This window comes from Duganella guangzhouensis, assembly GCF_009674535.1.
GTDB classification, from domain to species: domain Bacteria; phylum Pseudomonadota; class Gammaproteobacteria; order Burkholderiales; family Burkholderiaceae_D; genus Rugamonas; species Rugamonas guangzhouensis.
Window position 1 is genome coordinate 187268 of the sequence record NZ_WKJK01000004.1, and the last position, 13727, is coordinate 200994.

Below are 13727 nucleotides of genomic sequence, written 5' to 3' on the forward strand. Positions count from 1 at the left end.
CGTCAGACCTCACTCCACTGCCGCAGCAGGTTGTGGTAGTGGCCGGTGAGGCCGACCAGTTCCGGGCAGTCGCCCAGCCGCGCGCGCAGGCTCTGGATGTTCTGGTCCAGTTCCAGCAGCAGGCTGCGGCGCATGTCGTCGCGCACCATGCTCTGGCTCCAGAAGAATGAGCAGACACGGGCGCCGCGCGTCACCGGCTCCACGCGGTGGATGCTGGTCGATGGATACAAAATCAAATCCCCTGCCGGCAGTTTGACTTCATGCTCGCCATACTGGTCGGTGACGATCAGCTCGCCGCCGTCATACTCGTCCGGCTCGCTCAGGAACAGCGTGCTGGAAACGTCGGTGCGGACCCAGTCGCTGCCGCCGGGCTGACGCCGCAGCGCGCCGTCGACGTGTGCGCCGTAGTGCTCGCCGCCGGCATAGCTGTTGAACAGCGGCGGCACGATGCGCAGCGGCAGCGCGGCCGAGAAGAACAGCGGGTTGTTACCCAGCGCGCGCAGCACGATCTGGCCCAGCTCCACCGCCAGCGGCGAGCCTTCCGGCAGCTGACGGTTTTGCTTGACCTTGGCGCCCTGGTCGCCCACGGTGGCGCGGCCGTCAATCCATTGCGATTCGTCCAGCCGGCGTCGCATCTCGGCCACTTGTTCCTGGCTCAGTACGCCAGGTATGTGCAACATCATGGTGTAACTCCTTACAACGAAAAAACCCCGCCGTTACAGGAACGGCGGGGTCAGCAACACGGAATCGGGTACCGGTGCTAAGAACTTAGAACTTGAAGTTGGCGGTCACGCTACCCCAACGCGGCGCGCCTGGCGTGTAACGATAACCCGATTTGTTGATCGCTTGCACGTATTCTTTGTCGAACAGATTGTAAACGTTGATGCGCAGGTCGACGTGCTTGTTGATCGGGTACGACGCCATGCCGTCGAATACCCAGTACGAATCGGCGTAGGCCGGGGTGCCGATAGCGCCGTCGGTGCCGCGTGCCAGCTTGTCGCTGAAGCGGGCGCCGCCGCCCACTTGCAGGCCGAACGGCAGGGTGTACGACGACCACAGCGTGAACGCTTGCTTAGGCGTGTAGGTCAGTTGGTTGTCGCCGCCGGCGGTCACCACTTTGCCCGATTCGACGCTGGTCGACTGATGGGTGTAGCCGGCGCTGACCAGCCACTTCGGCAGGATCTCGCCGGTTACGCCCAGCTCGATACCTTGCACGCGTTTTTTGCCGGTCTGGTAGTACAGCAGGTCCACTGGATCTTGCTCGACTTCGTTCTTGACTTCGGTGCGGAACAGGGCGCCGGTGACCGACAGTTTCTGGTCCAGCAGATCCCACTTGGTGCCCACTTCGTAGTTGGTGGTCACTTGTGGATCAAACTTCGGATTGGCGGCGCTGCTGGCGGTGGTGCTCAGGGTGAAGTTGGTGCCGCCAGGAGGCGCTTTCGAGTTGGCCACCAGCGCGTACACGCTGCTGTTGGTGGTTGGCTTGTACAGCGCCGACAGTTTGCCGGTCCACAGATTGTCGCTGTTGGTCAGGTTGGTGGCGACGGCCGTGGTGGCGGCGATCGAGGTCCAATCCAGGTTGTAGTGATCCAGGCGCACGCCGCCGTTGAAGATCCACTTGTCGCCCACCTTGACGGTGTCGAACACGTAGGCGCTGATGGTGTCCAGCTGGCCCTGGGTGCGGGCGCCGCTGCGGGCATAGGTGAAGCTGGTGGCGTCGTTGACGTTCGGGTAGTACAGGCTGGCGGTTGGCAGCGTGGTGCTGTTGGTCAGCGCCACGGTGTAGTTGGTCTGCTTCTCGCTGGTCAGCTCAACGCCGCCCACCACGGTTTGCTTGACGGCGCCGGTGACGAAGTCCTTGGTCAGCGTGGTCTGGTTGGTCAGGATCTGGTTTTCCTGGTCCTTGAAGTTCGGGTTGCTGCGCTTGGTGGTCCAGGTGGTGACGTCGGCGTTGCTGGTGTTACCCAGGTTGGCGGCCGTGATCATGAACGAGGTCAGCAGGTAGTTTTCCTTGGTCTTGCCGTAGCGGCTGATGTTGCTCAGCTTGGCGCCGCCGGCGAAGTCGTGCTCGACCTTGACGGTGGCCATGTCGGCGGTCACGCTGTCATGGTCTTGCGAGGTGCCGTAGAAGTTGCTGGAGCTGACGCGTGGCGCGCTGCCCAGTGCCGACACGTTGACGGTGGCGGTGCTGGCTGGCGCGGTGTAGCCCGGCAGGCCGATGGTCGGCACGCCGCCATCCGGAATATTGTCTTGCTTGACGTGCAGGTAGCTCAGTACCACGCGGGTCGGGCTGTTCAGGCCGAAGGCCAGCGATGGCGCCACGCCCCAGCGTTTGTTCTTGACCACGTCACGGCCAGGCACGCCGCTGTCCTGATCCAGCAGGTTCAGGCGGAAGGCGGTGCCGCTGTCGGCGTCGATCACTTGGTTCAGGTCGGCGGTGGCGCGCTTCTGGTCGCTGCTGCCGTAGGTGATCGAGCCCAGGTAGGCGTTTTCCAGCGACGGCTGTTTCGACACCAGGTTGATCGAGCCGGTCGGCGACGAACGGCCGTTGTCGGAACCGGCCGGGCCTTTCAGCACTTCCACCTGTTCGATGTTGAACACGTCACGCGAGATCGAGCCGACATCGCGCACGCCGTCGACGAAGATGCTGCCGGAGGCATCGAAGCCGCGCATGTAGATGGCGTCGCCGGTGCTGGTCGAGCCGTTCTCGCCCAGGAAGAAGGCGCCCACGCCCGGGGTGTTGCGCAGCGCTTCGGCCAGGGTGGTGGCGCCTTGCTGTTCGATCAGCTCTTTCTTGACCACGGTCAGGGTCTGGGCGGTGTCCACCAGTTTTTCGGTGTACTTGGCCGACGATGCGCGTTCAGCCTTGAAATCATTTTCGCGCGAGCCGTTGACTTGTACTTCCTGCAGGGTTTGCGGCTTGGCCTGGTCGGCGGCGTCCGGCGCGGCGGCGTCGACGGCATGCGCGGCTACCGGCAGCAGCATCGCGGCCAGCGCGGCACTCATGTGTTGGTTAAAGCGCGTCTGCGCATGTTTGCGACTCTTGATCATAGTGCGTCTTTCCGTGGGTGAGAGCCGGCTGGCTGCGCTGAAACATGCTCATGTCGCGTCTGGCTTGCCGTGATGAGGTGTAAAAATGAGTGAGATTGTAGCAACAGAACGTGAGAACGTAAATGCGAATCGTTATCAATATTGTTTCGATGTTGATACAATAATGAAATTGTTGCGAAAATGCCGAAGGGGGAGAAAGGCTCAGGCGGTGCTGCGGTCGAGCCAGGCGCGGGCGTGTTGCAGGGTTTGTTCCAGCTCGGCGCTGACGCGCTGGTAGTGGCTCTCCAGCTCATCCTCGCGCTGGTCATGGATGGCTTCCTCGGCCTCCAGCGTGGCCTGGATCAGGCGCCGCGCGCCCAGCACGCCGACCGCGCCGCGCAGGCTGTGGAAGTTGCGCGCGGCGTCGCGCCAGCGGCCTTCGCGCAGCGCGGCGCCGGCCTGCTCCAGCGGCTCGCGGCCGCTGTCGATGGCGCTGCGCACCATCTTGGCCATGGCGGCGCGGCCCTTGGCATCCTTGCCCATTACCCGCGTCAGGCCGTCCATATTGAAAATGGCGGCCTCGCCGGTGGGCATCGGTGACGGCACCAGCTTGGGCGTCGGCGCCGGCGCCGGCGGCGCTTCGGCCAGCGCCACCGCCAGCAGTGGCGCGATTACCGGAGCTGATGCAGGCGCCGACACCGGAGCCGATGCGGCGGCGGCCATCGCGGCCAACAAATCGTCCTCGGCCGAGGGCGGCGGCGGCGGCGCAAGCGGGATGTGGCGCGGCAGATGGCGCCGCAGCACCGCCAGCATCTCGTCGACCTCGATCGGCTTGGGGATGAAATCGGTGATGCCGGCTTCGACGCTGCGGTCGCGTTCGGACTCCAGCACGCCGGCCGTCATGGCGATGATCGGCAGCGTCAACTTCAGATCCTGGCGCAGCAGGCGGGTGGCGGTAAAGCCATCCATCACCGGCATTTGCATGTCCATCAGCACCATGTCGTAGTCGCCGCCATGCTGGCGCAGCTGCTCCACCGCCTGGCGGCCATCGGCGACGATGTCCAGCGTGGCGCCGGCGTGTTCCAGGATGCCACGCGCCACCGCCTGGTTCAGCAGATTGTCTTCCACCAGCAGGAAATGGATGTCGGTCAGGCTGCCGACGATGCCCTGCTCGGCCGCCGCCTGCGGATCGCCCTCGCCCTGGCTGACCAGCGCCTGGTGCAGCGCGTCGAACAGGCTGGAGCTGGTGATCGGCTTGACCAGCACCACATCGGCCTCCGGCGCATGCGAGATTTCCTCGATGCGGTCGCGCGCGAACGCGTTCAGCATCACCACGATCGGCTGTGGCTGGCCCTGGGCCGCGCTGCGGATTTCCTTGGCCGTGGCCAGCCCGTCCATGCCCGGCATGTGCCAGTCGGCCAGCACCACATCGTATGGCTGCTGGTGGTCGATGCTCTGGCGGTAGCGCCGCAGCGCGGCCTCGCCCGAATCGACCTCGTCCGCCTGCCAGCCCCAGGCGCGGATCAGCCGCGCCACCAGTTCGCGGCTGGTGCGGTTATCGTCCGCCACCAGCAGCCGCAGCTGGCCCAGCGCCGGCTTGCGCCGCTCGTCGCTCTGGTCGGCCTGAATTTCAAACGGCAGGCTGAACCAGAAGGTGGCGCCCTGCCCCGGCCGGCTGTTGACGGCGATTTGCCCGCCCATCAGCTCGATCAGGCGCTTGGTGATGGCCAACCCCAGGCCGGTGCCGCCAAAGCGCCGTGTGATGCTCTGGTCGCCCTGCGAGAAGGCATGGAACAGCTGGTTCATCTGGCTTTCGGTCATGCCGATGCCGGTGTCGCGCACCTCGAAGCGCAGCAGCGCGCCGCCGGCGTCGCGCGCGCTCAGCTGTACGCTGACCACCACCTCGCCCTGCTCGGTAAATTTGATGGCGTTGCCGGCCAGGTTGACCAGGATTTGCTGCAGCCGCATCGAGTCGCCGCGCAGCCGGTTCGGAATGGCGGCGTCGACGCTGATGGCCAGCTCCAGTTCCTTGTCGCCGGCGTTCATGGTCATCATCGTGGCCAGCGCGTCCATCACATCGTTCAGTGCGAAGTCGACCGGCGCCAGGTCCAGCTTGCGCGCCTCGATCTTGGAAAAATCCAGCACATCGTTGAGGATGCCCAGCAGCGACTGGCCGGACACCCGCACCATGTTCAGATACTTGCGTTGCTGCGCGCTCAGCTGCGTGTTGCCGAGCAGGTAGACCATGCCCAGCACCGCGTTCATCGGGGTGCGGATTTCGTGGCTCATATTGGCGACGAAATCGCTTTTCGCGCGGTTGGCGGCCTCGGCGCGGTCGCGCTCGCGTTCCAGCTCCAGCGCGCGCGCTTCCAGCTCCTGGCGCAGCCGGTTGCGCTCGGTGATGTCGGAAATCACCGCCAGCACCTTGGTGCCCTGGTCGGTGCGCACCGCGCTCAGGTTGATCTCGACCGGGAATTCGCTGCCGTCGCGGCGCCGGCCATAGGTCGGGCTGCCATTGCCCATGCGCACCGGCTCGGCGCTGAGGCGATCGGCAAAGAAGCGGTTGCGGTGTGCCGCGTGCGGCGTCCGCAAGCGTTCCGGCATCAGGGTTTCCAGCGGCGCGCCCAACACCTCGTCGCGCTCGTAGCCGAAGCAGCGCTCGGCCTCGCGGTTAAAGGTTTCGATGCGGCCATCCACGCTCACCACCACGATGGCGTTGGGGGCGAATTCGATCAGGCTTTGCAGGCGGGCGTCGGCCGCCAGACGGTCATGCATCAGTTCGTTGAAGGCGGCGGTCAGCTGGCCAACCTCGTCGCGCGCGTGCACCGGCAGCGGCGTGAAGCGGCCGGGATCGGCGCGCAGCGCGACGATTGCCTTGCGCAGCTTGTTCAGCGGCGACATTAGCCGCACTGTGAGCATGCTGGTCAACAAGGCCGTCAGCAGTGCCGCCACGCCGCTCCAGATCAGCAGGCGCCGCACCACGCCATTGAACGGTTCGAACGCTTCGTCAAACGGCAGCGAGGTGGCCAGCAGCCAGTCGACCGATTTCAGCTGCTTGTAGCTGTTCAGCGTGGGCCGGCCGTCACCCATGCCCAGCAGCGAGCCCTCAAAGCCTTCTTCCAGCGCGCGCGTGGTGGCCGGGTTGGCGTTGGACTGGCGTGGCTGCAGCAGCCGGCTGATGTCCGGGTGCAGCACGTAGACCGGGTTGTCGTTGCGCGTCAGCGCGAAGTAATAGCCGCTCTGGCCGACCTTGGCGGTGCGCAGATGGCCCAGCAGATTGTCCTTGTAAAGCCGCAGCACGCCGATCAGCACGCATGCCACTTCGCCTTTGTCGTCCAGCACCGGCGCCACCATCTGCACCACCGGCTGCTTGTTGCCGCGACCAATGATGGGTTCGCTGATCAGCGGTTTGCGGGTCCGCATCACGTTCTTGAAATAGGCGCGGTCGGCGGCCTGAATGCCGACCCGGCCCGGCACCACCGGCAAATCGGCAATCACCTGGCCCTGCGGGTTGAGCACCAGCAGATCGTCGAACAGCGACAGCACGGCGCGGTTCTGGTAATAGTCGCGCAGCTGGTCGGTGGAGGAAGCCAGCCCGGGTGGCTGGTTGCGCGCGGATAGCGCGATGATATCCAGCAGCATGGTCAGCTTGTCGTCCAGCTCCTGCGCGGTGCGGTTGATCAGCGCGGTCTGCTGGGTGAACAGCACGCGCGTGTAATCGTCCTGCATGCGGCGGGTTTGCACCAGCGTCACCAGCCCTATCATCAGGACCGAGGTGATGCTGGTGGCGAGCGCGACTTTAGCCTTGATGCTCAGTGGCTTCATATCATCCTTGGACGTAGCACTTTGACAGGATTCTCCTATCAAAGTGCTACGTTGGCAAGAAACATGAAGCCGCCTGTGTGCGGCGTGTCGCTCAGTTGCGCGCCGCCGCCAGAATCACCGCCGCCACTTTGGCCGGTTGCGACACCATCGGCACGTGGCTGGTTGGCAGCGTGGTGGTGGTGGCGTTGATTTTCTTGGCGAAGGCCTGTTCCAGTTCCGGCGCGATCATGCGGTCTTTGCTGGAGACGATGTAGTAGTTGGCCTTGGTTTTCCAGGCCGCCACCGTGGTTGCTTCGCCGAAGGCCTTGGCGGCGATCGGTCCCTGGGTGGCGGCGATCAGTGCGCTGGTGGCGGGATCGACGTCCTGGGCGAAGTTTTTCGCCACCGAGTCGGCTGGCAGCCACAGGTAGCCGCTGGCGTCGGCCTGCAGCGTGGCGATGCCTGGCGGCACCGCGTAATCCTTGCCGAGGTTGGCGGTGACCTCGCCTTCCGACGGCGCGAACGCCGCCACATAGACCAGCGCCTTGACCTTGTCGCCGGCGCCGGCCTGGGTGATCACGGTGCCGCCCCAGGAGTGGCCGACCAGCACCACCTTGCCGCTTTGCGCGTCGATCACGCGCTGGGTGGCGGCGACGTCGTCGGCCAGCGAGGTCAGCGGGTTTTGCACCGCCACCACTTTGTAGCCCTGCTTTTGCAGGATGGGGATCACTTTGTCCCAGCTGGAACCGTCGGCGAAGGCGCCGTGCACCAGCACGATGGTGGTGTCCTTGGCCGGGGTGGCGGCGTGGGCGAAGCCGGTGACGGTAGAGGCCAGCAGGGCGGCGGCGATGAGTGTGCGTTTCATGGTGATTCTCCTTTGATAGTTGGCGATTTGATCGCATTCGATGTGTCGATGGAGTGATAGTAGTACGCAATTCAATCGTATGCAACAGATTTTTGAAAAAATTTTCGCGGGCTCGAATACTTGATCGGCTGACTGCGATATAGCAGCGCGCTGGCGTGCGATGGGCTACACTAGCCGCATGATACGAGAACTTCCCGCGCTGGTGATTCCCGGCGCCACGATCGACATCCTCAAGGCCAGCTGTGCTTCGTGCAGCATGCACCAGCTGTGTTTGCCTATGGGGCTGGATAACAACGACATGGAGCGGCTGGATCAGATCATTGGCCGTCGCCGCAAGGTGGCGCGTGGCGCCACCTTGTTTCGCATCGGCGATACCTTCCAGAATCTGTACGCGATCCGGCTCGGCCATTTCAAGACTTACCAGGTCAACCGCGAAGGCGCGGAGCAGATCACCGGTTTCCAGATGGCCGGCGAGTTGCTGGGCATGGATGCCATCAGCGCCGACCAGCACCATTGCACCGCGGTCGCGCTGGAAGACAGCGAGGTTTGCGAGATTCCATTTGCCACGCTGCAGACGCTGCTGGCGGAAATGCCGACGCTGTTGCGCCATTTCCATCGCATGATGAGTCAGGAAATCACGCGCGAGCAAAGCGTGATGCTGTTGCTGGGGAATATGCAGGCGACCCAGCGTTTTGCTGCCTTCCTGGTCAACCTGTCGTCGCGCTACGAGGCGCGCGGCTATTCGCCCAACACCTTCCAGCTGCGCATGTCGCGCGAAGAGATCGGCAATTACCTGGGCTTGACCATCGAGAGCATCTCGCGGTTGCTGTCCAAGTTCAAGAAAGAAGGTCTGCTGCGCGTCAGCAACCGCGAGATCGAATTGCTTGATCCGCGTTTGCTGAAAGCGATTACCGCCGGTACCGAAACCTGCGGTTAATCCGGTAGCAGCGCCACCTCGCGCTGCTTCGGCCAGACCCAGGCGCCGGCCAGGCGCCAATCGCGTTTCTGCCCCTCCACCAGCACCACCCAGCGGCTACGCTCCAGCATCGGCAGGCGCGCGCTGAAGCTGCCATCGGCGGCCGGCACCACGATCAGCTTGAGATCTTTTTCCGGCAGCGTCGCGTGCGACAGGCTCAGCATCAGCGGCCCGATGTCGGCGCGGTTGATGCGGCCGGTCAGCAGGCCGCTGGCGGCGTCATAGCCCAGCGTTACCGACAAGCCCATCTGCGCCGCCACGCGGTCGCGCCGCAAATCCTGGTTGATGGCTTTGCCCTGCTTGTAGTAATCGCCCACCACCACCGCGTCCGGGGTTTGCACCGCCAGCCAGGCGGCGTAGCCGGTGGCGACCATGATGGTGGCCGGGCCGGCCATCAGCAGCCATGGCCAGCGGTGTTTCCACCAGGGGGCGACAGGCATCGTCAGTGTGTTCATGTTTGCTCCTTTAGCGCGGCACGATGAATACCGCGGATTCCTTCACATGCAGCGACGCGTCGTCGACTGCGGTCAGCGTCACGGCGATCTTGTTGGATCCGGCATGGCCGGCGCCGTGCGCCACGCGCAGGCGGATCGGATGGGCGCGGGTTTCGGTGGCATCCATCTGCACCTCAGCCGGGCCGACCACGGCCAGCGTGTCGATGCCGCTGACCTCGATGCGGTAGCGGTGCGCTTGCTCGGAGGTGTTCATGATTTGCAGCCGGTAGACGTTTTCGATCATGCCATCTTCCACTTCGCGGCCCATAGAGCCACGGTCGCGGATCACGTCCAGCTTGAGCGGCGTGCGCAGGTATAGCGCGGTACAGGCCGCCACCACGATCAAGCCCAGCACGGCGCTGTAGATCTTCACCCGTGGCCGCATGGCGCGGCGGCGGATTTCGGTTGGCGTCAGATGATCTTCCATCGCGCGCTCGGTGCTGTAGCGGATCAGGCCGCGTGGTTGCGCGGTCTTGTCCATCACCGTGTTGCAGGCGTCGACGCAGGCGGCGCAGCCGATGCATTCGTATTGCAGACCGTTGCGGATGTCGATCCCGGTCGGACACACCTGCACGCACAGCGAGCAGTCGATGCACGAGCCGCCATTGCCGTTTTTGTTTTTCGACAGCGGACCGCGTGGCTCGCCGCGCGCGGCGTCGTAGGTGATGATCAGGGTGTCGCGATCAAACATCGAACTCTGGAAGCGGGCGTAGGGGCACATGTACTTGCACACCTGCTCGCGCATCCAGCCGGCGTTGCCGTAAGTGGCGAAGCCGTAGAACAGCACCCAGAACCATTCCCACGGACCAAAGCTGAGATGCACCACCTCGCCCATCAGCTGGGTGATCGGGGTGAAGTAGCCGACAAAGGTAAAGCCGGTCCACAGTGCCAGCAAGCCCCAGGTCAGATGCTTGCCGCCCTTGCGGGCGAATTTGCGCAGCGACATTGGCTGACGGTCGAGCGCGATGCGGGCGCTGCGCCGGCCCTCAAACTGGCGTTCTATCCACAGGAAAATTTCGGTGTACACCGTTTGCGGACAGGCGAAGCCGCACCACACCCGTCCCGCGATCGCCGTCGCCAGGAATAGCAAATAAGCGGAGATGATCAGCAGCACCGCCAGGTAAATGAAGTCTTGCGGCCACAGGACCAGGCCAAAGATGTAGAACTTGCGCGTGCCCAGATCGAACAGCAGCGCCTGGCGGCCGTTCCACTGCAGCCACGGCGTGCAGTAGAACGCCAGCTGGGTCAGCCAGACAAAGATCCAGCGCAGGCGCGCGTATTTGCCTTCGATCTCGCGCGGATAAATTTCCTCGCGCGCCGCATACATCTTGATGACTTGTTCCTGTGGGGCGTTCATTTTTCAGCTACCGGTGGGTCGGCTGCGGGCGCGGGTTGATTGACATCGTTCGACAAGCTCCACACATAGGCCGCCAGCACATGCACCTTGGCGTCGCCGAGGAAGTCGGCAAACGCCGGCATGGTCGCGGTACGGCCCTTGTTGATGGTTTCCTTGATGGTGTCGACGCTGCCGCCGAACAGCCAGATCTTGTCGGTCAGATTGGGCGCGCCCAGCACCTGGTTGCCCTTGGCGTCGGCGCCGTGACAGGCCATGCAGGCGGCGAACTTCTCTTTGCCGAACACGGCCTTGATCGGGTCGTGGGTCGAGTCGGACAGGCTCAGCACGTAGTGGGCGACGTTTTCCACATCCTTGTCGCCACCGACTGCCGCACCCATCGGCGGCATGGCGCCGGTGCGGCCGTGCAGGATGGTTTCCTTGATGGTTTCCGGCGCGCCGCCGAACAGCCAGTCCTTGTCGGTCAGATTGGGGAAACCCTTGTTGCCGCGCGCGTCGGAGCCATGGCACTGCGCGCAATAGGTCAGGAACAGCCGTTCACCGATTGCGTGTGCTTTCGGATCGGCCGCCACCGCGCGCAGATCCTGTTTCTGGAACTGGGCGAACAGCGGGCCATACTCGGCCTCGGCCTGCTTCAGCTCTTGCTGATACTGGCCGCTGGATTTCCAGCCGAATTTGCCGGCGTAGCTGCCCAGGCCGGGATACAGGAACAGATAGGCCAGGCCGAACACGATGGTCAGGTAGAACAGCCACATCCACCAGCGCGGCATCGGCGTGTTCAGCTCGGTTAAATCTTCATCCCAGACGTGGCCGGTGGTGTCGGTCTTGCCGTCGGCGGTCTTGGCCAGCTTGACTCTCGATTGCGAGTACAGCAGCACGCCGCAGCCGACGATGCCCAGCAGCGTCAGGACCACGATGTACCAGTCCCAGAAGCCATTGGTGAAATCAGCCATGGTGGGTCTCCTCGTCATCGGCAAACGGCAAAGCGGCCGCGCTGGCGAAATCGGCGTCCTTGTGGTGCACATAAGCCCACCACAGGATGCCGCCGAAGGTGATGAACGAAACCACCGTCATCACACTGCTGGCGTTGTTCAACAGGATATCCATGCTAGTTCCTCGTCTTGATCAGGGTGCCCAAGCCTTGCAGATAGGCGATCAGGGCGTCTTCTTCGGTCTTGTCCTTGAGCTCTTCCGGCGCGGCGGCGATTTCGGCGTCGCTGTACGGCACGCCGATGCGGCGTAGCGCGCGCATCTTCGGCTGCACTTCGGCCGGCACCAGCGCGGTCTTCGCCAGCCATGGGTAGTTCGGCATATTCGATTCCGGCACCACGTCGCGCGGATTGTTCAAGTGGGTGCGGTGCCATTCGTCGGAATAGCGGCCGCCCACGCGCGCCAGGTCGGGACCAGTGCGCTTGGAACCCCACTGGAACGGGTGGTCGTAGACGAACTCGCCGGCCACCGAGTAGTGGCCATAGCGCTCGGTCTCGGCGCGCAGCGGACGGATCATCTGCGAGTGGCAGTTGTAGCAGCCTTCGCGCACATAGATGTCGCGGCCGGTCAGGCGCAGCGGCGAATACGGTTTCAGGCCCGCCACCGGCTCGGTGGTGGATTTCTGGAAGAACAGCGGCACGATCTCGACGGCGCCGCCGACGCTGACCACCAGCGTCACCAGCGCAATCAGCAGCCAGGGATTTTTCTCTATCCATTCATGTGTAAATTTCATCTGCAGCTCCGTATCAGGCGTGCGCGGCGTTGACGGCCGGGATCACGGCCACCGCGGTCTTGGTGTTACGCAGGGTCATCCAGGTGTTGTAAGCCATCACGCACATGCCGCTCAGGTAGAGCAGGCCGCCCATCACCCGCACCACGTAGTACGGATAGGTGGCTTTGACGCTCTCGGCAAAGGTGAAGGTCAGCGTGCCGTCCGGATTGACCGCGCGCCACATCAGACCCTGCATCACACCGGCGATCCACATGGCGGCGATGTACAGCACCACGCCGATGGTGGCGACCCAGAAGTGCAGGTCGATCAGCTTGGTCGAATACATTTTCTGTTCACCGGCCAGGCGCGGGATGATGTAGTAGATCGAACCCATGGTGATGAAGCCAACCCAGCCCAGGGCGCCGCCGTGCACGTGGGCGATGGTCCAGTCGGTGTAGTGCGACAGCGAGTTGATGGTCTTGATCGACATCATCGGACCTTCGAAGGTGGCGATGCCGTAGAACGACAGCGAAACGATCATGAATTTCAGGATCGGGTCGGTGCGCAGCTTGTGCCAGGCGCCCGACAGCGTCATCATGCCGTTGATCATGCCGCCCCAGCTAGGCGCCAGCAGCACCAGCGAGAACACCATGCCGACCGACTGAGTCCAGTCCGGCAGCGCGGTGTAGTGCAGGTGGTGCGGACCGGCCCACATATAGGTGAAGATCAGCGCCCAGAAGTGCACGATCGACAGGCGATACGAATACACCGGGCGCTCGGCCTGTTTCGGAATGAAGTAGTACACCATGCCCAGGTAGCCGGCGGTCAGGATGAAGCCCACCGCGTTGTGGCCGTACCACCACTGGATCATGGCGTCCTGCACGCCGGCGTACACCGAGTAGGACTTGAACAGCGAGGCCGGCATCGACATGCCGTTCACCACGTGCAGAATCGTCACGGCGATGATGTAGGCGGCGAAGAACCAGTTGGCGACGTAGATGTGTTTGACGCGGCGCTTGATGATGGTGCCGAAGAACACCACCGCGTACGACACCCATACCAGCGCGATCAGGATGGTGATCGGCCATTCGAGTTCGGCGTATTCCTTGCCACGGGTGAAGCCCATCGGCAGCGTCACCACCGCGCTCAGAATCACCGCTTGCCAGCCCCAGAAGGTGAAAGCGGCCAGCTTGTCCGAGAATAAGCGTACCTGGCAGGTACGTTGCACCACGTAGTACGAAGTGGCAAACAGTCCGCAGATGCCGAACGCAAAAATAACCGCGTTAGTGTGCAGCGGACGCAAGCGGCCGTAAGTCAGCCATGGTATGTCCAGATTCAGCGCCGGCCAGGCCAGCTGGGCGGCGATGATGACGCCGACCAGCATGCCGATGACGCCCCAGACTACAGTAGCGATCGCAAATTGCTTCACGACCTTGTAGTTGTATTGTTCCAATTGAGTTCTCCCCAGAACACTTTGATGATGTAGGTCAAAGGTTACTTAG

At 63.5% G+C, this 13727-nt stretch carries 11 protein-coding genes; 1 reads left to right on the top strand and 10 read right to left on the bottom strand.

All coding sequences use genetic code 11. The annotated features are described in order from the left end of the window. Positions 1-2 precede the first annotated feature (2 nt). The 4 genes from GJ699_RS09470 to GJ699_RS09485 form a co-directional block, all read right to left on the bottom strand. Positions 3-683: a Fe2+-dependent dioxygenase gene (locus GJ699_RS09470; RefSeq protein ID WP_154375440.1), complete on the bottom strand. Its 681-nt coding sequence runs from the start codon at positions 681-683 to the stop codon at positions 3-5. A gap of 85 nt (positions 684-768) precedes the next feature. Continuing rightward, the gene (locus tag GJ699_RS09475) at positions 769-3051 is read right to left on the bottom strand and encodes a catecholate siderophore receptor Fiu (protein ID WP_154375442.1); all 2283 of its coding nucleotides are present in this window, start codon (positions 3049-3051) and stop codon (positions 769-771) included. A gap of 201 nt (positions 3052-3252) precedes the next feature. Beyond that, positions 3253-6855: a response regulator gene (locus GJ699_RS09480; protein ID WP_154375444.1), complete on the bottom strand. Its 3603-nt coding sequence runs from the start codon at positions 6853-6855 to the stop codon at positions 3253-3255. Positions 6856-6946: 91 nt separating this feature from the next. Then, positions 6947-7699 (bottom strand): alpha/beta fold hydrolase, encoded by a 753-nt coding sequence (locus tag GJ699_RS09485; protein ID WP_154375446.1) that lies wholly within the window; start codon positions 7697-7699, stop codon positions 6947-6949. Positions 7700-7877: 178 nt separating this feature from the next. Between GJ699_RS09485 and fnr the strand changes: the two genes are divergently transcribed. Beyond that, complete coding sequence (gene fnr / locus GJ699_RS09490) at positions 7878-8636, top strand: fumarate/nitrate reduction transcriptional regulator Fnr (protein ID WP_154375448.1); 759 nt, start codon at positions 7878-7880, stop codon at positions 8634-8636. On the opposite strand, the gene GJ699_RS09495 is transcribed toward fnr, so the two are convergent. From GJ699_RS09495 to ccoN, 6 genes are read right to left on the bottom strand one after another with little or no spacing between them, the layout of a single operon-like run. Beyond that, positions 8633-9130, bottom strand: coding sequence for a FixH family protein (locus tag GJ699_RS09495; protein ID WP_154375451.1), 498 nt, complete (start codon positions 9128-9130; stop codon positions 8633-8635). The genes fnr and GJ699_RS09495 overlap by 4 nt on opposite strands. Before the next feature lie 10 nt (positions 9131-9140). Next, complete coding sequence (ccoG, locus tag GJ699_RS09500) at positions 9141-10526, bottom strand: cytochrome c oxidase accessory protein CcoG (RefSeq protein WP_154375453.1); 1386 nt, start codon at positions 10524-10526, stop codon at positions 9141-9143. Further along, on the bottom strand, positions 10523-11476 hold the full coding sequence (gene ccoP, locus GJ699_RS09505) for a cytochrome-c oxidase, cbb3-type subunit III (RefSeq protein ID WP_154375455.1): 954 nt from the start codon (positions 11474-11476) through the stop codon (positions 10523-10525). The genes ccoG and ccoP overlap by 4 nt, the downstream gene beginning before the upstream one ends. Beyond that, the gene (locus GJ699_RS09510) at positions 11469-11630 is read right to left on the bottom strand and encodes a cbb3-type cytochrome oxidase subunit 3 (RefSeq protein WP_154375457.1); all 162 of its coding nucleotides are present in this window, start codon (positions 11628-11630) and stop codon (positions 11469-11471) included. The genes ccoP and GJ699_RS09510 overlap by 8 nt, the downstream gene beginning before the upstream one ends. A gap of 1 nt (position 11631) precedes the next feature. Beyond that, positions 11632-12246 carry a cytochrome-c oxidase, cbb3-type subunit II gene (gene ccoO, locus GJ699_RS09515; protein ID WP_154375459.1) on the bottom strand — a complete coding sequence of 205 codons (615 nt, stop codon included), beginning with the start codon at positions 12244-12246 and terminating at the stop codon, positions 11632-11634. A 13-nt stretch (positions 12247-12259) separates the two neighbouring features. Beyond that, positions 12260-13678 (bottom strand): cytochrome-c oxidase, cbb3-type subunit I, encoded by a 1419-nt coding sequence (gene ccoN / locus GJ699_RS09520; protein WP_154375461.1) that lies wholly within the window; start codon positions 13676-13678, stop codon positions 12260-12262. Between the last annotated feature and the right edge of the window lie 49 nt (positions 13679-13727).

Excerpts from the sequence above, each read along its gene's own strand:
- GJ699_RS09470 (WP_154375440.1), bottom strand. The coding sequence starts at position 683 with ATGATGTTGCACATACCTGGCGTACTGAGCCAGGAACAAGTGGCCGAG.
- GJ699_RS09475 (WP_154375442.1), bottom strand. The coding sequence starts at position 3,051 with ATGATCAAGAGTCGCAAACATGCGCAGACGCGCTTTAACCAACACATG.
- GJ699_RS09480 (WP_154375444.1), bottom strand. The coding sequence starts at position 6,855 with ATGAAGCCACTGAGCATCAAGGCTAAAGTCGCGCTCGCCACCAGCATC.
- GJ699_RS09485 (WP_154375446.1), bottom strand. The coding sequence starts at position 7,699 with ATGAAACGCACACTCATCGCCGCCGCCCTGCTGGCCTCTACCGTCACC.
- fnr (WP_154375448.1), top strand. The coding sequence starts at position 7,878 with ATGATACGAGAACTTCCCGCGCTGGTGATTCCCGGCGCCACGATCGAC.
- GJ699_RS09495 (WP_154375451.1), bottom strand. The coding sequence starts at position 9,130 with ATGAACACACTGACGATGCCTGTCGCCCCCTGGTGGAAACACCGCTGG.
- ccoG (WP_154375453.1), bottom strand. The coding sequence starts at position 10,526 with ATGAACGCCCCACAGGAACAAGTCATCAAGATGTATGCGGCGCGCGAG.
- ccoP (WP_154375455.1), bottom strand. The coding sequence starts at position 11,476 with ATGGCTGATTTCACCAATGGCTTCTGGGACTGGTACATCGTGGTCCTG.
- GJ699_RS09510 (WP_154375457.1), bottom strand. The coding sequence starts at position 11,630 with ATGGATATCCTGTTGAACAACGCCAGCAGTGTGATGACGGTGGTTTCG.
- ccoO (WP_154375459.1), bottom strand. The coding sequence starts at position 12,246 with ATGAAATTTACACATGAATGGATAGAGAAAAATCCCTGGCTGCTGATT.